The 22,017-nt window shown below is 68.3% G+C and carries 21 protein-coding genes; 13 read left to right on the top strand and 8 right to left on the bottom strand.

The annotated features are described in order from the left end of the window. Positions 1–33 precede the first annotated feature (33 nt). The gene (locus ACE3T2_RS13300; RefSeq protein WP_374658102.1) at positions 34–846 is read left to right on the top strand and encodes a potassium channel family protein; all 813 of its coding nucleotides are present in this window, start codon (positions 34–36) and stop codon (positions 844–846) included. A gap of 110 nt (positions 847–956) precedes the next feature. Here the strand turns inward: ACE3T2_RS13300 and ACE3T2_RS13295 are convergent, their stop codons facing one another. Further along, complete coding sequence (locus ACE3T2_RS13295) at positions 957–2,558, bottom strand: DHA2 family efflux MFS transporter permease subunit (protein ID WP_374658100.1); 1,602 nt, start codon at positions 2,556–2,558, stop codon at positions 957–959. 64 nt (positions 2,559–2,622) lie between these two features. On the opposite strand from ACE3T2_RS13295, the gene ACE3T2_RS13290 reads away from it, so the two are divergent. Genes ACE3T2_RS13290 through ACE3T2_RS13280 form a run of 3 tightly spaced genes read left to right on the top strand, consistent with a single transcriptional unit; the run spans position 2,623 to position 5,767 of the window. Next, positions 2,623–3,213 (top strand): TetR/AcrR family transcriptional regulator, encoded by a 591-nt coding sequence (locus ACE3T2_RS13290; RefSeq protein WP_374658098.1) that lies wholly within the window; start codon positions 2,623–2,625, stop codon positions 3,211–3,213. After that, complete coding sequence (locus tag ACE3T2_RS13285; protein ID WP_374658096.1) at positions 3,213–4,334, top strand: HlyD family secretion protein; 1,122 nt, start codon at positions 3,213–3,215, stop codon at positions 4,332–4,334. Before ACE3T2_RS13290 ends, ACE3T2_RS13285 begins: the two co-directional genes overlap by 1 nt. Positions 4,335–4,393: 59 nt before the next feature. Then, a complete protein-coding gene (locus tag ACE3T2_RS13280; RefSeq protein ID WP_374658094.1) occupies positions 4,394–5,767 on the top strand; it encodes a M20/M25/M40 family metallo-hydrolase in 1,374 nt (457 codons plus the stop codon). A gap of 13 nt (positions 5,768–5,780) precedes the next feature. Here ACE3T2_RS13280 and ACE3T2_RS13275 read toward each other — a convergent pair whose 3' ends face one another. The 4 genes from ACE3T2_RS13275 to ACE3T2_RS13260 form a co-directional block, all read right to left on the bottom strand. Further along, positions 5,781–6,107, bottom strand: coding sequence for a peptidase inhibitor I78 (locus ACE3T2_RS13275; protein ID WP_374658092.1), 327 nt, complete (start codon positions 6,105–6,107; stop codon positions 5,781–5,783). Further along, positions 6,104–6,562, bottom strand: coding sequence for a DNA polymerase III subunit chi (locus tag ACE3T2_RS13270; protein WP_374658090.1), 459 nt, complete (start codon positions 6,560–6,562; stop codon positions 6,104–6,106). Before ACE3T2_RS13270 ends, ACE3T2_RS13275 begins: the two co-directional genes overlap by 4 nt. Next, complete coding sequence (locus ACE3T2_RS13265; protein ID WP_374658088.1) at positions 6,559–7,263, bottom strand: hypothetical protein; 705 nt, start codon at positions 7,261–7,263, stop codon at positions 6,559–6,561. Before ACE3T2_RS13265 ends, ACE3T2_RS13270 begins: the two co-directional genes overlap by 4 nt. A 145-nt stretch (positions 7,264–7,408) precedes the next feature. Beyond that, entirely contained in the window at positions 7,409–8,884 is a 1,476-nt protein-coding gene (locus ACE3T2_RS13260) for a leucyl aminopeptidase (protein ID WP_374658086.1), read from the bottom strand. Between the two features lie 154 nt (positions 8,885–9,038). On the opposite strand from ACE3T2_RS13260, the gene lptF reads away from it, so the two are divergent. The 9 genes from lptF to greA all read left to right on the top strand — a co-directional run bounded on the left by lptF (position 9,039) and on the right by greA (position 19,945). Beyond that, the gene (gene lptF, locus ACE3T2_RS13255; RefSeq protein ID WP_374658084.1) at positions 9,039–10,184 is read left to right on the top strand and encodes an LPS export ABC transporter permease LptF; all 1,146 of its coding nucleotides are present in this window, start codon (positions 9,039–9,041) and stop codon (positions 10,182–10,184) included. Next, positions 10,181–11,284 carry an LptF/LptG family permease gene (locus tag ACE3T2_RS13250; protein WP_374658082.1) on the top strand — a complete coding sequence of 368 codons (1,104 nt, stop codon included), beginning with the start codon at positions 10,181–10,183 and terminating at the stop codon, positions 11,282–11,284. Before lptF ends, ACE3T2_RS13250 begins: the two co-directional genes overlap by 4 nt. 53 nt (positions 11,285–11,337) lie before the next feature. Next, the gene (locus tag ACE3T2_RS13245) at positions 11,338–13,647 is read left to right on the top strand and encodes an LPS-assembly protein LptD (RefSeq protein WP_374658080.1); all 2,310 of its coding nucleotides are present in this window, start codon (positions 11,338–11,340) and stop codon (positions 13,645–13,647) included. A 58-nt stretch (positions 13,648–13,705) separates the two neighbouring features. Next, positions 13,706–15,058, top strand: a complete 1,353-nt coding sequence (locus ACE3T2_RS13240; RefSeq protein WP_374658078.1) for a peptidylprolyl isomerase — start codon at positions 13,706–13,708, stop codon at positions 15,056–15,058. Positions 15,059–15,060: 2 nt separating this feature from the next. Further along, positions 15,061–16,065 (top strand): 4-hydroxythreonine-4-phosphate dehydrogenase PdxA, encoded by a 1,005-nt coding sequence (gene pdxA / locus ACE3T2_RS13235; RefSeq protein WP_374658122.1) that lies wholly within the window; start codon positions 15,061–15,063, stop codon positions 16,063–16,065. A gap of 65 nt (positions 16,066–16,130) precedes the next feature. Further along, entirely contained in the window at positions 16,131–17,957 is a 1,827-nt protein-coding gene (locus ACE3T2_RS13230) for a DUF885 family protein (protein WP_374658076.1), read from the top strand. 69 nt (positions 17,958–18,026) lie between these two features. Further along, positions 18,027–18,779 (top strand): hypothetical protein, encoded by a 753-nt coding sequence (locus tag ACE3T2_RS13225; RefSeq protein WP_374658074.1) that lies wholly within the window; start codon positions 18,027–18,029, stop codon positions 18,777–18,779. Beyond that, entirely contained in the window at positions 18,737–19,453 is a 717-nt protein-coding gene (locus ACE3T2_RS13220; protein WP_374658120.1) for a class I SAM-dependent methyltransferase, read from the top strand. The genes ACE3T2_RS13225 and ACE3T2_RS13220 overlap by 43 nt, the downstream gene beginning before the upstream one ends. Before the next feature lie 12 nt (positions 19,454–19,465). Next, on the top strand, positions 19,466–19,945 hold the full coding sequence (gene greA / locus ACE3T2_RS13215; RefSeq protein ID WP_374658072.1) for a transcription elongation factor GreA: 480 nt from the start codon (positions 19,466–19,468) through the stop codon (positions 19,943–19,945). Here the strand turns inward: greA and mtnN are convergent. The 3 genes from mtnN to ACE3T2_RS13200 are packed head-to-tail and all read right to left on the bottom strand — an operon-like array spanning position 19,942 to position 22,000. Then, the gene (gene mtnN, locus ACE3T2_RS13210) at positions 19,942–20,670 is read right to left on the bottom strand and encodes a 5'-methylthioadenosine/S-adenosylhomocysteine nucleosidase (protein WP_374658070.1); all 729 of its coding nucleotides are present in this window, start codon (positions 20,668–20,670) and stop codon (positions 19,942–19,944) included. The two genes, greA and mtnN, sit on opposite strands and share 4 nt — an antisense overlap. 20 nt (positions 20,671–20,690) lie before the next feature. Beyond that, entirely contained in the window at positions 20,691–20,963 is a 273-nt protein-coding gene (locus tag ACE3T2_RS13205; RefSeq protein ID WP_374658068.1) for an EscU/YscU/HrcU family type III secretion system export apparatus switch protein, read from the bottom strand. After that, entirely contained in the window at positions 20,960–22,000 is a 1,041-nt protein-coding gene (locus ACE3T2_RS13200) for a flagellar hook-length control protein FliK (RefSeq protein ID WP_374658066.1), read from the bottom strand. Before ACE3T2_RS13200 ends, ACE3T2_RS13205 begins: the two co-directional genes overlap by 4 nt. Positions 22,001–22,017: the final 17 nt, after the last annotated feature.

The raw sequence follows: 22,017 nt of genomic DNA, 5'->3' as shown, positions 1-22,017 counted from the left end.
TCCGCATTCGGCCGGCCCGGCTAAGCTGACGCCATGCCCGCCGACGCCGCCTCCTCGCCTGAACCTGGTCAGCGCCGCCTGGCGCCCCGGATCCGGGCGCGCCTGCACGAGCTCTATTTCGGAACGTCGGACCGCTCGGTCCGCTTCCGCCTGACGGTCATCGCCATCGACTTCGTGATGATCGCCTTTTTCATCGCCTCGCCGCTGCTGCGCGATACGCCGGTCTTCCTGTTCGTAGACTACGCCATGGCCCTGATCCTGGCGGCGGACTTGGTGGCGCGCGCGATCGCCAGCGACAACCTGGGCGTTTGGCTGCGTCGGCCGGTGACATGGATCGACCTCTTCGTCCTGGTGACGCTGCTCTTCCCGCTCTGGCTGTTCAACCTGGCCTTCCTGCGGGTGCTGCGCCTCTGGACGCTCATTCACTCCGAGTTCTTCTGGGACACGGTCGGGCGGCGCTATAACGAGACCCGTTGGGAAGACGTGATCCGGGCGGCTTCCACCCTCATCACCTTCGTCTTCATCATGACCGGGTTCGTCTACACCAGCTTCGCGCGGACCGAGGGCATCGATGGCTATCTGGACGCCCTCTACTTCACCATCGCCACCCTGACGACGACCGGCTTCGGCGACATCACCCTGCCGGGAACCTGGGGACGGGTGATCTCGATCGTCACCATGCTGACCGGGATTACACTGTTCGTGCGCCTGGCCCAGGCCCTGTTCCGGCCCTACAAGATCCGCTTCACTTGCCCGACCTGCGGCCTACGGCGGCACGACGTGGACGCCGTCCATTGCAAGGCCTGCGGCGAGTTGCTCAACATCCCCAACGACGACGAGTTCTGAACATGCCTGAGGAAGCTCGCATCGTTTACCTGCTGCTCGCGGCCGTGATCGTCGCGCCCGGCGCCTGGGCCGCCTGGAAGCGGATCATGAAGAAGCGCGACGACCGCTGATCAGTGCGCGTCGGCAGGCGGCGGCGCGCCCTGAGGTGCGGGCCGGCAGAACGGGACCATGATCAGCGCCGCCAGGAACATCCAGGCCATCAGCTGGAAAGATTCGTTGAAGGCGTAGGTCAGGGCCCGGCGCCCGACCGCCTTGGCCATTTCGGCCTGGGCCAGCAGGGCGGCGTGGACCGGGTCAGGCGTGATCGCGGCGAAGCGGGCGGCCAGGCCCGCGGCGAAGTCCGGCGCCGAGCGGCCCGCCTCCCCCAGGCTCTCGCCCATCCGCGCCACGTGGATGCGGGCTTGGTCGCCCAGCCAGGTGTTGACCACGGCTATGCCTATCGCCCCGCCCAGATTGCGCATCAGGTTGAACAGACCCGACGCGTAGCGCAGCTCCGCCTGCTCGAACCCGTTCAGGGCCAGGTTGACGCTCGGCACGATGCAGAGCATCACCGAGAAGCCGCGCAGCAGCTGCGGCCCCAGCAGGTCGTAGAAGCCCCAGTCCGGCGTCAGATGCGCTGTCCACCACAGGCTCAGCGAGAAGAGAACCAGCCCGACTGTGATCACGTGCCGCGGATCGGCCCGCTGCGACAGGCGAGCTGCGATCACTGTCGAGATGATCTGCGCCAGGCCCGTCACGAACACCGTCGTGCCGATTTCCATGCTGTTGAATCCGCGCACCCGCCCCAGGAAAAGCGGGATCAGGTAGGTCGAGGAATAGATCCCGAACCCGATCACCAGATTGAAGGCGCAGGCCATGGCGAAGGTCGGCCGGCGGAAGGGGCTCAGCCGCACGATCGGTCCGCCCGAGCGGAACGAGCGCTCCAGGAACAGCAGGAAGGCCACGAACGAAAGCCAGGCCGCCGTGGCGATGGAAGGATCGCCGAACCAATCGTGTCGCGGCCCTTCCTCCAGGACGTATTCCAGCCCGCCCAGGAACACCGCCATCGCCGCCAGGTGCGAATAGTCGATCTTGCGCAGCATGGAGAGGTTCGGCCGGTCCACCCGCACCAGCAGCAAGGCCAGCGCCGTCACGGCGATGCCCGGCACGATATTGATATAGAAAATCCAGCGCCAGCCGGCGACCTCGGTCAGCCAGCCGCCGACCGTCGGGCCCAGGGTGGGCGCCAGCACCGAGACCATGCCCAGGATCGCCGGGATCATCGCCCGCTGCGGACCTGAGAAGAGGGTGAAGCCCGTCGCGAACACCGTCGGGACCATCGCCCCGCCGACAAAGCCCTGGATCATCCGGAAGGCGATCATCGAATCGATGTCCCAGGCCATGCCGCACAGGGCGCTGGCCAGGGTGAAGAGGCCGGCCGAGGCCGCGAACAGCCACCGCGTCGACAACGCCTGGGCCAGGAAGGCGGCGAATGGAATCATCACCAGCTCGGCCATCAGGTAGCCGGTCTGCACCCAACTGATCTCGTCCGGGCCCGCCGAAAGTCCGGCCTGCACACTGTTCAGCGAGGCCGCGACGATCTGGATGTCGATCAGGGCCATGAATTGCCCGAACGCCAGCACCCCGAAGATCAGGAACTTGCGCGACGTCGGCAGCGCCTGCGGATCGAACGCCTCGCCCCTGGCGGGCCCCATGGCGACCACTTCACCCATCGACCGACCTTGCCTTCCTCAGATTTATGATATGATGTGCATCATATAAAAGGAGGCCGCAAGCATGCGTTACGAGGCCGGACATAAGGAAAAGACCCGCGAGCGGGTGCTGATCGAGGCCGCGAAGGCCATCCGCACCGTGGGCCCGCACCGCGTCGCCGTCGCCGATGTGATGGCCAAGGCTGGGCTGACCCACGGCGGCTTCTATGCCCACTTCAAGTCGAAGGACGACCTCGTCGCCGCCGGCATTGGCCAGATGTTCGAGGAAGCCAAGGGCCGCATGGTGCTCGACGCGACCGATCTCACGGCGGCTCAGCGCCTTACCTCCTACATCGGCTTCTACCTGTCGCCTCAGCACCGCGACACGCGCAGCGCCAGTTGCCCGCTGCCATTCCTGAACGCCGACGCACCGCGGCTGACCGCCGCCTCGCGCCAGCGCTTCGCCGCCGGCGTCGCCCATCTCGAAACCCAGATGGCGCGCAATCTCGCCGAGCTCGGCCGCCCGGAACCCGATCTGGAGGCCGGCTGCGTCCTGGCCGAGCTGGTCGGGGCCCTTTCCCTCTCCCGGGCCGAGCCCGACCCGGACCGCTCCGACCTGATCCTGCGCCGGTCGCGCGAAGGTCTTTTCACCCGCCTCGGCCTGGAGGCCGCCTGATGTCCGAAGCCGCCGTCTCGCTCGCAGCCGAGTCTGCCGCCGCGCCTCGCCGTGGGCTGCCCTTCTCGCGACGCACGACTCTTGCGGTCGGCGCGGCGATCGCCGCAGCAGTCGCCGGCGGCGCGGTCATCGCCATGCCCAAGTCGTCGGTCTCGACCGATGCGGCCTATGTCCAGGCCGACAGCTCCACCGTCGCCCCTAAGGTCCGCGGCCTGGTCGCCGAGGTGCTGGTGGCCCACAACCAGCCGGTCCGCCGCGGCCAGCCGCTGGTGCGCATCGATTCCGAGGAGTTCGATTCCCGCGTCGCCTCGGCCTCCGCCGACCTGCAGAACGCCCAGGCCGCCGTGCTCTCGGCCCGCGCCGCCTTCGTCGCCCTCGAGGCCGAAGAGCGTCTGGCGGCCGCCAACATCACTGCCGCCCAGTCTGGCGTTCGCTCTGCAAACGCCCAGAACGAACGGGCCCAGGCCGACCGCGCCCGGTTCGACAGCCTGGTGGCCTCCGGCGCGGTCGCCCGCCGCGACGCCGACCAGGTGCGCGCCGCCGCCATCACCGCCGCCTCCGACGTCCAGCGCAGCGAGGCCCAGTACCAGGTCAGCCGCAACCAGGCCGCCGTCACCGGCGCCAAGCGCGCCACCCTGGCGGCCGGTCTCGCCCAGGCCGAGGCCGGGGTCGCTCGGGCCGAGGCCGCGCTGAACCTCGCCCGCCAGGATCAGGCCCACGCCGTCGTGCTGGCCCCGATCGACGGGGTGGTCGGCGACCGCCAGGTCGAACCGGGCGATTATGTCCAGCCGGGTTCGCGCCTGTTGACGGTGGTCCCGATGCGCAGCCTCTACGTCACCGCCAACTTCAAGGAGACGCAGGTCGCACGCATGGCGCCGGGCCAGGCCGCAAAGGTGAAGATCGACGCCCTGCCCGGCGTCGAGTTGCACGGCAAGGTCGACAGCTTCGCGCCGGGCTCGGGGTCGCAGTTCTCGCTGCTGCCGTTCGAGCCGGGGACCGGCAACTTCACCAAGATCGTCCAGCGGGTGCCCGTCCGTATCGCGCTCGACGCCGGCCAGCCCGACCTGACGCGCCTGCGGCCCGGTCTTTCCACGACCGTGACCGTGCGTCTGGCGCCCTGAGCTTGAGCCCAGCGGCGAAGGCGGCGTACTGATCATCCTTCAAACGGGGGAAACGATCCATGCGCGCCATCCTCGCCGCCTCGACGGCCGTCCTGCTCGCCGCCGGCCCTGCCGGCGCCGCCGAAAAGCCCGACGCCCAACTCTCGGCCATCGCCAAGTCCGTCGACGAGGCCAGACTGCGCGCCACCATCGAGAAACTCATCGGGTTCGGCACCCGTCACACCTTGTCGGACCGCGCTTCCCCAACTCGCGGCATCGGTGCGGCCGAACGCTGGGCTGCGGCGCAGTTCGAAGCGATGTCGAAAGAGTGCGGCGGCTGCCTGGAGGTCCAGGTCCCCAAGCAGACCTTCACCGGGAAACGCGTCCCCACACCCAGCGAGGTGGGCGCGATCCTGGCCATTCAGCGGGGAACCAGCGACCCCGCCCGCGTCATCGTCATCTCTGGCCACATCGACAGCCGGGTCAGTGACCCGATGAACGCGATCAGCGACGCGCCAGGCGCCAATGACGACGCCTCAGGCGTGGCCGCGGTCATGGAAGCCGCCCGCGTGCTTTCCAAATACAAATTCCCCGCCACCCTGGTCTTCGCCGCCCTCGAAGGCGAGGAGCAGGGTCTGCTCGGCGGCAAGGTGCTCGCCGACTTCGCCGTCCAGCGCGGCTGGAAGGTCGAGGCCAATCTCAACAACGACATCGTCGGCAACACCCACGGCCAGTCCGGCGTCGTCGTTCGCGACCGCGTCCGGGTGTTCTCCGAAGGCACCAAGAGCGTCGAGACGCCCGAGCAGGCCAATCAGCGCCGCTACAATGGCGGCGAAGTCGACAGTCCCTCGCGCAACCTCGCCCGCTTCGTCGACGCCCTTGCCGACCGGCAGGCCGCCGACCTCGGAAAGCTGGACGTGATGATGGTCTACCGCACCGACCGCTATGGCCGCGGCGGCGATCAGGTCGAGATGCTGGCCAAAGGCTTCCCGGCCGTACGCGTGACCGAGGCGGCCGAACACTACGACCGCCAGCACCAGGATCTGCGCACCGAGAACGGCCGCGTCTATGGCGACACCATCGATGGCGTCGACTTTCCCTATCTCGCCCGCGTCACCCGCCTGAACGCGATGACCATGGCCGCGCTGGCCCGCGCCCCGGCCCCGCCAGAAGGCGTGAAGATCGAAGGCGCCGTGTCGCCCGACACGAAGCTGAGCTGGATGCCCGTCGACGGCGCAGCCGGCTACCGCGTCCACTGGCGCGGCACGACCGAGCCTCAGTGGAGCCAGTCGCGCGACGTGACCGGAACCTCGACCACGCTGCAGGGGATCGTCATCGACGACTGGTTCTTCGGTGTCTCGTCGCTCGCCGCCGACGGCTCCCAGAGCCCGGTCGTGTTCCCGGGGCCGGCGGGTTCCTTCATCTCGCCGCCTACGCCGCCGAAGCAGCCCTAGGCCGCGGCCCGCCCTACCCGCACTTGACCTCTTTCACGATGCCGGTCGCGGCGTCGAAGAGGAAGTTCAGCCGGTCCTGGCGATAGTCCATGGTCATCGGGCAGGTCGTGCAAGCCACTCGCTGCGAGTTCGGCTTCAGCGGGACCGGGATCTCGCTGCGCGGGCGGCCGACGAACTTCTGCGCCTCGGCGGCGCCGCAGTGGTCTGGCTCCTTCGGCGGCGGCGGAGGCGGCGGGGCCGGCCGCGAGGGCGCAGGCGGCGGGGGCGCGGGCGCAGACGGCTCGCTCACGCAGCCGCTCAGGGCGACCAGGATCACACCGAACGCCAGGACCTTCCTCATGCCTGCTTCTCCCATCCCCGATCCTGTTGCTTCCAGTAAGTGGCGAGGTGGCCCTTGGCCTTGACCGCCTTCCACTGGCTGCGCGCCACGGCAAGCTGCGCCTCGTCACGTCCGTCGAAGACGATCATGCATCGGGCGTATCCGGCAAGCTCTCCTGGTTCGGCGCCGTCGACCAGGAACAGCACATCCGCCCCGTTCGGGTTCTCGAAGCCTGTTGTCAGGAGGATCGGCTGGCGCTCGGCCTGCGGCTCGCCCGACGGGCCGTGCGGCAGGAAGCTGTCGTCGCGATAAGCCCACAGCCAGCCGTCCATATGCTCCACGCGGTCGGCCTCCCGCGCGCGCACGATCGCCTTCCAGCCGCGTCCCAAAGTCCGCTCCAGCAGTTCGGGCAGCACCTGGTCCAGCCCGGATCGCTCCAGGTGGTAGAACCAGACCTCACAGGGCGCCTCGCTCAAGCCGTCGTCCTCAGTCCCAAGAGCCGCGTCAGGGCCAACATGGCGTCCGCAGTCTCGGCCGGATGCGTCGCCATGGCTAGATGGTGCAGGTCCCGCCGCAGCGTGGGCCAGCCCAGCCGCCTTGCCTCGCCGGCCTCGCGCTCATAGGCCTTCGACAGCCGCAGGAAGCCCCAGCCGACGTCGCCCGGCAAATCGGTCTGCGGCGCAGTCTCCTCGAACCAGGTCAGCGGCGTCGGGGACAGTTCGGCCGTGAAGCGTTCGCGCAGCGCCCCTTCGGGCAACAGCGCCTCCAGCGCGCCGGGCGGGAACCATTGGTCCCAGGCCGGGATCATACCGCCTTCTGCCTTGGCCTTCAGGCTGGCGACCAGTCCCTCGCCGGCCGTCTCGAACCAGCAGCGGCCCGGATGAGGCGGAATCGCGTCCACATAGAGCACCCCGCGCACCTGGCCGCGCATCGCCGCCACCACGCCGGGCGCCAGGCCTCCGGCGGCCGAATGCACGGCCAACACAAAGGGTCCGCCCTGCCCCAGCGCCTGCACGGCCACCGCGCGCGCGACGCTCTCGTAGTAGGGCGCGGCCAGCACCGACAGCGGCGGGATCGCCGGCACGGTGGCCTCGATCCCCCGCCGAGCCAGTTCGGTCGCCAGCGGCGTCCAGGCCGCCGGGCCGGTCAGCGGACTGTGCAGGAGGATGAATCGCATGAAGCCCTTCTTCTCCCTCCCCTTCATGGGGAGGGTGGATCGCCGCACAGCGGCGAGACGGGTGGGGCTTTGCTGAGTCAGCAGTCCCCCCCTGATCGCATCGCGACCCGTCCCTCCCCACGAGGGGGAGGGAAATCCAGCACGATCAGCCTTCGTACTTGTCCTGCACCATGCGGTTCAGCAGGCGCACGCCATAGCCGGTCGCCCCGTCCGGGATGGTCGGCACGGTCGACGGCTTCTTCCAGGCGGTCGAGGCGATGTCGAGGTGGGCCCACGGCACGCCGTTGACGAAGCGCTGAATAAACAGCGCCGCGGTGATCGAGCCGCCCGGACGGCCGCCGGTGTTCTTCATGTCGGCGATCATCGAGTCGATGTTCTTGTCGTACTGGGCCGGCAGCGGCATCCGCCACAGCGGCTCGGCTTCGGCAGCCGAGGCCGCCAGCAGGTTGGCCGACAGCTCGTCGTTGTTCGAGAACAGCCCAGCATAGTCGTTGCCCAGGCTGATGATGATCGCGCCGGTCAGGGTGGCCAGGTCGACCATGAACTTCGGCTTGAAACGCTCCTGGCAGTACCAGACGGCGTCGGCCAGCACGAGGCGGCCTTCGGCGTCGGTGTTGATGATCTCAATGGTCTGGCCCGACATCGAGGTGACCACGTCGCCCGGGCGCTGGGCGTTGCCGTCAGGCATGTTCTCCACCAGGCCGAGGATGCCGATGGCGTTGACCTTGGCCTTGCGGCCGGCCAGCACGTGCATGACGCCGGCCACGGCGGCCGCGCCGCCCATGTCCCACTTCATGTCTTCCATGCCGTCGGCCGGCTTGATCGAGATGCCGCCGGTGTCAAAGCAGACGCCTTTGCCGACGAAAGCGATGGGCTGCGCCTTTTTGTCTTCGGCGCCGTACCACTTCATGATCGCCAGCTGGCTTTCGCGGACGCTGCCCTGGCCGACGCCCAGCAGGCTGCCCATGCCGAGCTTCATCATCTCGGCCTCGCCCAGCACCTCGACCTCGAGACCGAGGGTCTCCAGCGCCTTCACGCGGGCGGCGAACTCGGCCGGATAGAGTACGTTCGGGGGCTCGGACACCAGGTCGCGCGAGAACGCCACCGCATCGGCCAGGGCCGCCAGCGGGGCGAAGTCGGCGCCGGCCTTGTCGGCGTCGGCGGCGACGATCTGGGCGTTGACGATCGACGGCTTCTTGTCCGCCGGCTCTTTGGTCCGGTAGCGGTCGAAACGGTACGAGGCCAGGCGCAGGCCCAGCGCCGCGCGCGCGGCGGAGGCCGCATCAGGCAGCACGACACGCAGAGTGGTCAGGCCGGAGGTCTTCACGGCGTTATAGGCGCTGGCGGCGGCGTTCTCGGCGCCCAGGTCGTCGAAACCGTCCTTCTTGCCGAGCCCGACCAGCACCACTCGCGCCGCTTCGCCTGCCGCGCCCAGGACGTCCAGGACCTGTCCCTTGGCGCCGGTGAAGCGCTGGGCGCCGGCCGCCCGACCGATCGCCCCGCCCGCGGCGGCGTCGGCCTGCCCGGCCGCGCCGGCCAGGATCTCGCCCTCGAACACGCCCAGGGCCAGCACGCTCTTCTCGCCGATCGCGGCGCCGGCCGCGACGAACTCGATCTGCATAAGTCTCGAACTCCGAATAGAAATTGGGCCCGCGCCCTTCGTGACAACAAGCTTGGCTGTTCGTGCGGCGGTTGTGTGACGCGGCGACGCATGATTTAGAGCAGGATCACGTCCGGGGCGCGCAAAAATCCCCGGCCAGCCCCACATTTCTTCCATGCCGCTGATCGACCGCTATCTGCTCCGCCAGCTCCTGGGACCGACCGTGCTGGCCACGCTCGCCCTGACCGCGGTCGCCTTGCTCTCGCAGAGCCTGTCGGCCCTCGACATCATCGTCAGCCAGAGGCAGAGCGCCCTGGTCTTCGCCAAGGTCACCGTGCTGGCGATGCCGCAGCTCCTGAACATGGTGCTGCCCATCGCCGTGTTCGTCGCGGCCCTGGTGTCGCTGAACCGCCTGCACACCGAGCAGGAGATCGTCGTCTGCTTCGCTGGCGGGATGAGCCGCTGGCGGGTGATCGCGCCGGCGATCCGCCTGGCCTCGATGATCGCAGTCCTGGCCCTCGTGATGAACCTCTGGATCCAACCCCTCGCCGCCCGCGAGATGCGCCAGACGCTGTTCGAGGTCCGCACCGACCTCGCGTCGACGCTGATCCGCGAGGGCGAGTTCACGAACCCGGCGCCAGGCCTGACCGTCTACGCGCAGAGCGTCGACGCCACCGGCCTGATCCACAACCTCTTCATTCATCAGGAAAAGGACGGCGGCGGCGCCACGACCTACACCGCCGACCAGGGCCGCTTGGAAAAGCGCAACGGCAAGCCCGTGCTGGCGATGCACAAGGGCTCGATGCAAGAGTTCAGCGACGCCGACGTCCTGAACTACCTGACCTTCGACGACTATCCCTACGACCTCTCGCCCTTCATGCGCACCGACGAGCTGATCCATTACAAGCCGTCCGACCGCTACCTGCACGAACTGCTTTTCCCGGACCTTCAGCAGGATTGGGAAAAGCGCAACCGTCTCAAGCTTCTGGCGGAGGGACATAACCGGATCGCCAGCCCGCTCTACAACATCGCCTTGATGGCCATGGCGGTGTCGGCGATCATCGGCGGCGGGTTCAGCCGCATGGGCTACGGCCGGCGGATCGCCATTGTCAGCGCGGTGGCCGTCGCCTTCCGCATCCTCGGCTTCGTCGTCCAGGCGGCGTCCGAAGAAGCGGCCTGGATCAACGTGCTGCAATACCTGGTCCCGGCGGCCGCGACCTATGTCGCCCTGCGCGGCGTGTTTCGCGAAAAAGTCTCGCGCTTCATCGACATGCGCAAGAAACCTCACAGAATCAGCCGCCGAGCGGAGGCCGCCGCATGATCGGCGCAGGCAAGCTCGAGCGCTATGTGATGGGCCGCACCCTGGCCAGCGTCGGGGCGGCCCTGGCGGTGATCGCGGCGGTGATCATCCTGGTCTCCTTCGTCAATCTCTCGCGCGAGGTCGCGGTGCGCGCCGACGTCGGCGTGACCCAGCTCTTCGCTCTCACCCTGCTGCAGGCGCCGGCCATCGTGTTGCTGCTGTTGCCGTTCGTGTTCCTGTTCGGCGGCATCGCAGCCTATGTCGGTCTGAACCGCCGGTCCGAGCTGGTTGCCATGCGCGCCGCCGGGGTCTCGGCCTGGCGCTTCATCCTGCCCTCGGCCGCAGCAGCCTTCGTGATCGGGGTCGCCGTGGTGCTGGTCTTCAATCCCCTGGCCGCCGCCTTCAGCGCCCGCTACGAATCCGAGCGCGCCAACCTTATGGAGAACTACCTGACGGACGCACCCAAGGAGGTGTGGCTGCGCCAGGGCGACGACCGCACCCAGATGGTCATCCACGCCAAGCAGCGCGACAGCCCCCAGGGCCGCGTGCGCCTGAAGGGCGTATCGCTGTTCGTCTACCAGAAGGACAAGAGCGGCCGGCCTGAGTTCAAGCGCCGGCTGGAGGCCGTGGAGGCCCAGCTCTACCCGGGCTACTGGAAGCTCACCGACGTGCGCGAGGCCGGGGCGGGCGAAAGCTCGGTGCGCTCGGACTCTCTGTCGATCCGCTCGACGCTCGATGCGGAGTCGGCGATGGAACGCTTCGCCGCGCCCGAGTCCGTCGCCTTCTGGCGCCTGCCGGCAGCGATCCGTCTGACCGAACAGGCCGGCTTCTCGGCCAATGGCTATCGCCTGCGCTTCCAGCAGCTGCTGGCCACCCCGATCCTCTTCGCGGCCATGTCGATCCTTGCGGCGGCCTTCTCGCTGCGCCTGGCCCGGCTCGGCGGCCTGGCGGGCCTGGCCGGTGCGGGCGTGGCGCTGGGCTTCGTGGTCTTCTTCTTCAACGAGTTCTCCGGCGCCCTGGCCGACGCCGACATCATTCCGTTGTACGCCGCCGCCTGGGCGCCGCCTTTGGTGGCCCTGCTGTCGGGGCTTGCGCTGCTCTGCTACACCGAAGACGGTTGAATCGCCGGTCGCAACGGCTATCAACCGATCTCGAACCGCGACGAGGGGAGTTCATGAGTCTCGGCAGGCGTTCAGCCTACGCCAAGCGCGGCCTGCTTGCGGGCGTGGCGCTCATGGTGCTCTGCGGCGCAGCCCAGGCGCAGGAGGCCGCGCGCGCCGCGCCGGTCTCGCCTGACGGTCTGGCCCCCGGTCAGCTTTACATGGAAGCCGACCTCGTCATCCGTGACGACAAGAACAAGATCACGACCGCCAAGGGCGACATCGAGGTCCGCTACCAGGGCCGGACCCTGCGCGCCCAGGAGCTCGTCTACGACGAAGCCAAGGGCCTCATGCGGGCCAGGGGGAACACCTCGATTGTCAACGCCGACGGCAGCGTCGAGTATGCCGATGAGATCGTCCTAGACGACCAGATGAAGGCCGGCGTGGCCACGGGTTTCGCGGCCCGCATGCCCCAGAACGTCAAGATGGCCGCGGCCAGCGCGGTGCATCGGTCCGAAAAGGTCAACGAGCTCAACCGGGCGATCTACACCCCTTGCGACATCTGCGCCGCCGACGGAACGACGCCAAAGACGCCCACCTGGTCGATCAAGGCCGACAAGGTCGTCCAGGACAAGGACAAGCAGCTCGTCTACTACCGCAATGCGGTCGTCAGGATCATGGGCGCGCCGCTCGTTTTCCTGCCGATATTCTGGCATCCGGACCCTCAGGCGGTGCGCAAGTCCGGCCTGCTGACCCCCGAGATTTCGCCGTCGAACCGCCGGGGCGTGAGCTATGAGCAGCCTTACCTGTTCGTGCTCTCGCCGCACTCTGATCTGACGCTCAGCCCGCAGATCAACCAGAAGGTCAACCCCTTCCTCAACGTCCATTACCGCAAGCGCTTCTATTCCGGCGCTCTGGACGCCCGGCTGGGCTACACCTACGAGGAAGACTTCGACGGCAAGGGCAACCGCTCGGGCGGCGAAAGCTCGCGCAGCTACATCCTCGCGTCGGGCGCCTTCGCGATCAACGACAAGTGGCGCTGGGGGTTCACCGCCGAGCGCACTTCCGACGACCTGCTGTTCGACAAGTATGAAATCGGCGGCGTCTACGAGTCTCGCGGGCCCTACATCGCCGACGATCGCCGCCTGATCAGCCAAGTCTACGTGACGCGTGAAGATCAGCGGTCCTATTTCTCGGCGGCGGCCTTCACCATCCAGGGCCTGCGCCCCGGCGACAACGAGCGCACCTTCCCGGTCGTGGGGCCGCTGATCGAATCGCGTTGGGAGGCCCCGCAGGAGATCGCTGGCGGTCGGCTCCGTATCCGCGCCAGCGCCGTCGCCCTGACCCGCGAGCAGTCGCCGCTCGGGGCGCCTCCGCTGCGCATCGACGGCCTCGACAGCCGCCGGGCGACCGGGGAAGTCGACTGGCGCACGACCTACACGACCGCCGGCGGCCTGCGGATTTCCCCCTACGTACAGGCCCGCGTCGACGCCTACTCGATCGACGACAACTATCTGGGCGTCGGATCCATCGCCAAGAAGTCGGATAGCATGACCCGCGCTCTCGGCGTGGTAGGGGCTGACATCAGCTATCCTTTCTTCAAGCGTTACAACAATTTCACGGCGATTGTTGAACCGGTCGTCCAGCTCGCGGCGTCACCGGATCTCAAGCAGATCGAGCTTGGACGCAACGCTGCGGGGGAAATCGTCTATCTGAACGAGGACGCCCTCACCTTCGAGTTCGACGAGACCAACCTGTTCCGTCCGAACAAATTCCCAGGCTACGATCTCTACGAGGACGGCCTGCGCGCCAATGTCGGCCTGCGCGGATCGATCCTGTGGGACGACGGGCGCCGGGCGACCCTGCTGGTCGGCCGCTCGCTCCGCAGCGAGAGCAAGGACGTCTTCGGACCCAACAGCGGCCTGCGCGACAAGGCTTCCGACTGGATCGTCGCGGCCACGGCCGAACCCCTGCCGGGCCTCTCGCTCTTCGGACGCGCTCGCCTCGACGCCGACAACTACGAGATCCAGCGGGCCGAAACCGGCGCCAACGTCTCGACGAAGTGGGGTTACGGCTACGTCCGTTATCTACGCGACCGGTCGAGCCCGAACGCCATCCCCGGCACCACCACGGTCGAAAACCTCGATCTCGGCGGCGAGGTGTATCTGACCAAGAACTGGGGCCTGACGCTCTACGGCAACCGCGATCTCCAGCAAGAGGCGTGGGTTATTCGCGATTTCGGCGTCGTCTATCGCGACGAGTGCACCCGCATCGACTTCATCTATCGCAAGGAAGACGTCATCGTTGGCCGCCTCGGTCCTTCGGAGTCCTTCACCGTCCGCCTAACCCTCGCCACATTGGGCGAACCGATATATGGCAACTGACAACCGCGGCCGCCGGTGGGCGCCGCCTGCTACGGCTACGCTAAGGAAGACCTCATCCATGAACCGCGCGCGTAAAGTCACGGGCCTTGCGGCGCGCGGCGTCGCTCTGGCCGCCGCCTTCGCCGCTGCGGCTGCGCCGCCTTACGCCGCCTTCGCTCAAGACGCCCAGCCGCAGCCGGCCCCTGCTCCCGCAGCGGCGCCTGCGCCCGCGGGGCTCAGCGAGTCGGTCGCCGCCGTCGTCAATGACGACATCATCTCGACCTATGATCTCGCCCAGCGCATGCGCCTGCTGATCGCCACCTCCGGGATCCAGCCGACCCAGCAAAACATCGGCCAGTTCCAGCGCGAGGCGCTGATCTCGCTGGTCGACGAGCACCTGCAGATCCAGGAGCTCCGCAGCCAGGAAAAGCAGCAGAAGATGTCCATCGTCGCCTCCGACGAGGACGTCAATGAAGAGCTGGCCGAGATGGCTCGCGGCAACAACATGTCCCCCGATCAATTCGCCAGATCGCTGGTCGGACAGGGCATCGGCATCAATACCCTGAAGGACCAGATCCGCGCCCAGGTGAGCTGGCAGCGCTGGATCCGCGGCCGCTACGGCTCGCGACTGCGCGTCGGCGAAGATCAGGTCAAGGCCGTGCAGCAGCGCATGGAAGCCGCCGCGTCCAAGCCGCAGTACCAGATCAGCGAAGTCTTTATCGACGCCAACCGGGTCGGCGGACCTGAGGCGGCGCTCAGCGGCGCCAACCAGCTCGTCACCCAGATGCAGCAGGGCGCGCCCTTCCCGGCCGTGGCCCGGCAGTTCTCGGCCTCCGCGACGGCGGCCAACGGCGGCGACGCCGGCTGGATCACCGCGGGCGAAATGGCGCCTGAGGTCGACGCCGCCCTTGAGCAGATGCGCCCCGGCCAGCTCTCGCAGCCTATCCCGGTCCGCGATGGGGTCTACATCATCTTCCTGCGCGACAAGCGTTCCGGCGCCAACGCTTCGGTGGTCCACCTCAAGCAGGCGGCCGTCGCGCTTCCGCAGACGGCCACCGAGGGCCAGATCGCGGCCGCGACGGCGACGCTCGAAACCCTTCGCGGTCAACTTACCGGCGGCTGCGGCGACATCGAAGCCAAGGCGGCCAAGGTCAACGGCGTGGTCGCCGGCGACCTGGGCGAGGCGGAGATCAAGGATCTTGCGCCGGCCTTCCGCACCGCCGTCGAGACGCTGCAGCCTGGTCAGGTGTCCGGTCCGATCCGCACTGGCGCCGGCCTCCACATCCTGGCGGTCTGCGCCAAGCGCGCCGGTGGCGCCGAGGCGATCACGCCCGAGCAGATCGAAAGCCGCCTGTTCGGCCAACAGCTCAGCATGATCGCGCGGCGCTACATGCGCGACCTGCGCACCTCCGCCACGATCGAGACGCGGTGAACCTGACCACGCCGCTCGCCCTTACCTTGGGCGACCCCGCCGGGGTCGGACCTGAGATCGTGTTCAAGGCCTGGAGCCAGCTGCGGACCGAAAGTCTGCCCTTCGTGGTGATCGGCGACTTCCAGGCGCTGGCCTCCGCCTCCGGCTCAGGCATGCACCTGGTCCGTCGGGTGACCGCGCCCAAGCAGGCGTTGGAGGTGTTCGGCGAGGCCCTGCCCGTCCTCGACATCCCGCTCCGCAGCCCGGTTATAGCGGGCCAACCATCGCCAGCCGCAGCGTCGTCGATCATCCGCTGGATCGAAACCGCCGTCGGCCTAGCGCTGTCGGGCGCCGTTAGCGGCCTGGTCACGGCCCCGATCGCCAAGGCCCCGCTCTATGAGGCCGGCTTCCAGTTTCCCGGCCACACCGAGTTCCTTGGCGAACTGACCGCCGCGGCCAGTTACCAAGGCGCCCGCGGCCCCGTCATGATGCTGGCCGTACCCGGCCTTCGCACCACGCTCGTCACCGTGCACGAGCCGCTGGCCAAGGTCGGGGCGCTGCTCACGACGGCCGCCATCGTCAACGCGGCCCAGGTCACCGCACAGGCCCTGAAGCGCGACTTCGGGATCGAGACCCCTCGGCTTGCCGTCGCCGGCTTCAATCCCCACGCCGGCGAAGACGGCAGCATCGGACGCGAAGACGTCGAAATCATCGTCCCGGCCGTCGAGCGCCTGCGCGCGGAAGGGATCGACGTCCGCGGCCCGAGTCCCGCCGACAGCCTGTTCCATCCCGACGCCCGCGCCCGCTTCGATGCGGTGGTCTGCATGTACCATGACCAGGCCCTGATCCCGGTTAAGATGCTCGATTTCTGGGGCGGCGTGAACGTCACGCTCGGATTGCCGATCGTCCGCACCTCGCCCGACCACGGCACCGCCTTCGACATCGCCGGCCGCGGGCTCGCACGTCCCGACAGCCTGATCGCCGCCATTCGCATGGCTGCCGAGATCGCCGAGCGCCGCGCCGCCTGATCGCGGCTTGCCGACTCCCGCCTGGCGTGCGCTCTTTGCCGCCGGTTCGTAGGGAGGGGTTCTGGATGCTCGATCGTCGTCAGTGGCTAGCCGGGTCGGCCAGCGCTGTGGGTCTTGGCCTGCTGCCGCGTGCTGCGATGGCTGCTCCCTCGCCAGCTCGGGCCGAGGCGCTACGCATCTACGACCTCACATTCGAAGCGATACTTTATGCTGATCCGCTGAACGCGTCAGGCCTTGGCCTGGACAAAGGGCCGCGCGCGGTCCTCAAGAGCATCATCGGGGACCGATCCGACTCCGGCCGGATGGGAACTTTCCGCCCCCTGTCCATGATCAGCGCGTCGCTGAAGGCCCTGGGGCGCGAAAACTTCCAGGGTCGCGACCGTGTCCAGTTCGACACCGCGATTTGGCTGTCCGAGCGCTGCGCCGAGGCTGCGACCTTCCCCTTCGTCGGCGTCGATTCCTACGACTATCCGGTGCCCTATGTGCTGAGCCAGCTCACCGGCGCCTATCAAAAGGCGCCTGACGCACTCGACACCAAGCATGTCATCGAAACCAAGGACGACGCGGAGGCCTATCTCGAGCGCTTGTCCGACTTCGCGCTCCAGATGAACTATGAGACGCAGCGTGCGCGCGAAAACGCCGAAATGGGCCTCGTCCCGCCCGACTTCATCCTCGACAAGGCGATTTCGCAGATGAACGCCCTCGCTGGACAGCGGGGCGAGAGTTCGGGTCTGGCTGCTTCGCTGGGCCGGCGCGCCGCCGCCAAAGGGCTGGGGACCGGCTGGGCCGCCCGCGCCGCGGTGCTGGTCGATGGGCCAGTCTCTGCCGCCCTGGAACGCCAAATTGCTCTGCTGACCCAGCAGCGCCGCACGGCGGTCCACGACGCAACGGTGGCGCGCAACGCATCGACCAAGGCCTTCTATGAGTTCGCCCTACGCTTCCACACCACGACGAACCTGACGCCCGAGGCGGCCCACAAGATCGGCCTGGAGCAGGTCGCCGACCTCACCGCCCGCCTGGACCCTCTGCTCAAGGCGCAAGGCCTGACGACCGGCAGCGTCGCCCAGCGGCTGGACGCCTTCGCGAAGGACCCGTCCCAGTTCTATCCGAATACCGACGCCGGCCGCCAAGCCCTGCTGGCCGAGCTGAATCGTCAGATGAAGGCCGTGATGGGCGCAGCGCCTCGGGTGTTCAACCGCATCCCGACCTCGGGCATGGACATTCGACGCGTGCCGCCCGCCATTGAGATCGGCGCGCCGCGCGGCTACGCCGAGAGCGGCTCGCTGGATGGATCTCGACCCGGCACCTACTACATCAATCTCCGCGACACGACGGAATGGGCCAAGTGGGCGCTGCCGACCCTTACCTATCACGAGGCCGCGCCCGGCCACCTGTTCCAGGGCGCATTGCTGCTGGAAGCCGGCGAAGCCCCGATGCTGTTCAAGAACATCGGCTTCACCGCCTATTCCGAAGGTTGGGGCCTCTACGCCGAACAGCTCGGTGATGAGTTGGGCATGTACGAGACCTATCCCGCCGGCCGTATCGGCTGGCTCCAATCGTTCCTCTATCGCGCCGCCCGCATCGTCCTCGACACCGGCATCCACGCCAAGGGCTGGAGCCGCGAGCAGGCCATCGCCTACATGCGCGAGACCGTCGGCCTGCCGCAGGGCGCGGCCGAGAACGAGATCGACCGCTACGTCGTCTGGCCTGGACAGGCCTGCGGCTACAAGATCGGCCATACCGAGATCGACCGGATGCGCACCAAGGCCAGGACCGCCCTGGGCGCCCGGTTCGACATCAAAGGCTTCCATGACGCGGTTCTGCTGGGCGGCGGTCTGCCGCTGGCGGTGCTGGAACAGGTCGTCGACGATTGGGCGCGCGCACGCTCGTAACGTCGTTATTTCACTCGTCGCCGACCGTGCTTCATGACATTCTGGGCTCGGTTTTCGAGGGAAGATCAAATGGTTGCGGCGACCATCGACGGCGTGCGCGCGCGCAGCCGCTTCTATGTGGCCATGGCGTTTGTCTTCCTGGTCGTGGCGTTCGGCGGCTTCGTACCGACCTATTGGGCCAAGGTGGCCTCCGGCAGCTTCACCGGCGCGCCGATCCTGCACGTCCATGGTGCGATCTTCTTCAGCTGGACCGTGTTCTTCCTGGTCCAGACCAGTCTCGCCGCCTCCGGGCGCATCGCAGACCATCGCGCATGGGGAATCGCCGGTGTTTCGTTGGCGACCGCCATGGGCTTCACCGTCGTGCTGGCGGCGATCAACTTGATCAAGGCGGCCGAGGCGATCGGCATGGGGGACGGGGCCCGCCGCTTCACGGCCGTATCCCTCACTGCCCTGGTCCTGTTCGCCGGCTTCTTTGTGGCGGCTATCGTCAATAACCGCCGACCCGAGTTGCACAAGCGGCTGATGATCCTGGCCATGATCGTGTTGATGCATCCGGCTTTGGCCCGGCTCTTCATGACCTTCTTCGCACCGCCGGGTGCGATCGGGCCGCCGCCGGTCTTCGTGGCCGTACCGCCCGGCCTGGTGGCGGACCTGCTGCTGATCCCGGCCCTCGCCTATGACTGGCGTACACGGGGCAGCCCGCACCCGGTCTACCTGATCGGGCTCGGACTGCTGCTCGCCCAGCAACTTCTGGAAGTTCCGCTCAGCCAGACTGAGGCCTGGATGCAGATCGCCCGGGCAGTCGAGTCGCTCGCAGGATAGCTTGCCGCCTCGACGGGCGTCGGTCACATAGGCTCCTTGATCGGAGCTTCGCCCTGCCCTCCCCGTCCGACGATCTGGCCAGCGACCTCACCATCGACTTCGTCGGCGGCGCCGTGGGGCATCGCCATCGCTTCGGCGGCGGCCGAGGGCAGGATCTGCCGAAGGCCGCGGGCTTCGCCAAGGGCTTTACGCCGACCATCGTCGACGCCACCGCCGGCCTCGGCCGCGACGCCTTCCTGCTCGCCTCGCTAGGGGCGCAGGTGACACTGATCGAGCGCTCGCCCCAGGTCTATGCGCGACTGTCCGAAGCTATAGCGACAGCCCGCGCCGCCGACCCGGCCACAGCCGCGGCCGCCGAGCGCATGACCCTTTTGCACGGCGATGCGCGCGAGTTGCTGACGGCGCTGTCGCCAGATGTCGTGACCGTCGACCCGATGCACCCGGAACGCACCTCCAGCGCATTGGTGAAAAAGGACATGCGCACCCTGCGCGACCTGGTGGGAACCGATCCCGACCAGCTGGAGCTTATGACCGCCGCCCTCGCCGCGGCCCGGAAGCGCGTGGTGCTGAAATGGCCCCGCAAGGCGCCTTCCATGCCTGGATTGCGGGCCCCTTCCCACCAGATCATCGGCAAGACGCTGCGCTACGACGTATTCATGACGCCCCAGACCTGAGACAATTGCTTCATGAGTGTCGCTTTCACCAAGGAGGAGGACAGCGAGGCCGCCGCCGCCGACCTGCCCGACCGTCCGATCTCCCCGCACCCTAATCTGGTCACCGCCGCCGGGCTGGCCCAGCTTGAGGAGGAGCTGTCCAAGGCGAGGGCCGCGTACGCCGCCGCCCAAGCCAGCGGCGACGTCAGCGCCGATCGCACCGCCATGGCCCGCGCCACCCGGGACTTGCGCTACTTCGGCGCACGCCGCGCAAGCGCCCAACTCACCCTGCCCGATCCTGCGCTCGACACGGTCCAGTTCGGCCGCAAGGTGACGTTCGAGCGCGAGGACGGGCGCCGCCAGGCCTACGCCATCGTCGGCGAGGACGAGGCGGACCCGACCCATGGCTCGGTCTCTTACATCTCCCCTCTCGCCCGCGCCCTGCTGGGCAAGAGCGTCGGAGACCTGGCCATGGTCAACGGCGCCGAGCTCGAGGTCGTGGCGATCGACTAGCGCCTCAGCAGCTCCAGCAGGCTCTGGACGCACAGGGCTGAGTTTCGCGCCGCCGCTGCGACCATCTGGTCGTACGTCAGGTGACTGTCGCCGCCGGCTAGGTCGGACAGGGTGCGGATCACATAGAGTGGCGCGCCCCAGGCCCGCGCCACGACCGCCACCGCCCCGCTCTCCATGTCGATGGCGTCGGCGCCGAGCCGCGCGTGCAACTCGTCTCGGGTCTCTGCGCAGTTCAGGAAGTAGTCGGCGGTGACGATGGCCCCCAAGTGTGGCGGCGCGGGCAACCGCGGGGCCACGCGCTCCGCCAACCGCACCAGCACAGCGCGGACTTCCGCGGCCACCGGCTCGGCCGCCGCCAGCTCAGGCGCGCCGACGGGTATGATCCCATATGCCGTGGGCGTGAATCGTCCGGCGGTGACAATGCCATAGTCATGCACCGCCAGCCGCTCGCCCAGCAGAACCGACCCGACCGGAAAGGCCGGATTCAAGCCGCCCGCTACGCCAGCGAAAATCAGGCCCCGCGCGCCGAACGCGGACAACAGCAGGGTCGCAGCCGCCGCGGCGTTGACCTTGCCGATCCCCGCCTGGGCCAGCACGATCTCTTCGCCCGCGAACCGGCCGCGCCACACCTTGGTGGGGCCGTGCGGCTCGGGCTGGGCGTCGGCGTCCAGCACCAAGCAGAGGGCGGTCGTCTCTTCCGGGGTGGCGCAAAGGATCGCAAGCATGCCCGCGCCATATCACGGGCTCAGCGCCGTGGCTCGTGCCGCGCCGCAGTCAGCACAAAGGCCAGGATTTCGGCCACCGCCTCGTAGAGACGCTCTGGGATCTCTTGCTCCAGTTCGATGGTCGAGAGCGCCTGAGCTAGCGGCGCATTCTGCTCGATCGGAACGCCGTGCGCCCTCGCCGTCTCGATGATCTTTTCGCCGATCACCCCGCGGCCGCTAGCCACCACCTTCGGGGCATGCGGCGCCTGGTAATTCAGCGCCACGGCGAGCGTGCGTTTGCGTTCCTGGCTCATGAGGTCTGGTCCACCAGATGGCCCGTCGGCGGTGGGGCCACGCGCGGCGCGCCCGCGTGCAGAGCGATCTCGGCCTCGAAATCGGCGTGCGCCAGCGCTTGGCCCAGCATCTCACGATCCGCCTGCAGCCGCGCCAGCCCGGCCTCCTGCTCGGCCCAGAGGCCGACAATCGCCTGGCGTCCGCTTAGCGACACTCGGGCATGGATGGGGCCGAGCGGTTCGATGTCGATCGAGAAGCCCACGCGCCAGACCGGCTCGGCCTGCTCTCCACGGGAGCCGCGGCCGTCGCGGGCGATCTCGAATTGAGCCACAGTCGCACCCTGCGGCGTCACGAAGGGCATCTCGAACATCCACCGCGTCACCTGCGCTTCGAGCGGCTGATCCTCTCCAGCCGGCAAGGAGGCTATCTGCAGCAGCTCCTGGCGGGCTACCGCCGCTTCGGTCTCGGCCAGCAGCCGCTGGCCGATGGCGCTGGGTGAGGCGTCGGCGGACAGACTAGGGGTCGCTGCTGGCTGCGCCCTCGCCCCGCTGGCGCGGTACGGCGGCGGCGGCGTCCTGGCCGGGTTGCGGGCGTCAGGCGCGCGCGGCGCGCCAGCCAGCCACGCGGTCAGCGCCTGGCGCAGAACGAGGAGGCCGGCCTTCATATCCTGACCCAAAGGCGAGACCTGCGGCTGGGCCGCCAGTCGGGCTTCCAGGAACAGGCCCGAGCTCGACAGCCCTTTTGCCACGTCGCTGCTACTCACCCGAGCATCGAACGGGATCGCCTGGGCCAGCACCTGGGCGGCGGCCGAGCGCACCGGCGTGGGCAGGTTCGGATTGCGCGCCGCCTGGGCGAGGTCCGCCACCAGGGGCGCCAGGCCGCCCTGGCGTCCGGCCGCGTCCTGCGTCGCCTGGGCCAGAATCTGGGCGTGCACTTGGCCGGAATTGATCTCGATCGAGGGGGCAGCCGGCGGCGTCACCGGAATCACCGGTCGAACCGGCGTCACCGGTATCGCCACCTGCGGCGTCAGCGGACTCTGGATCGGCGTGATCGTCACGTCGCGACTCGCGCTGC

The organism is Phenylobacterium sp., assembly GCF_041919955.1.
GTDB lineage: Bacteria > Pseudomonadota > Alphaproteobacteria > Caulobacterales > Caulobacteraceae > Phenylobacterium.
The sequence above is the reverse complement of the archived record's forward strand: the minus strand, read 5'-3'. Positions and strand labels throughout refer to the sequence as shown.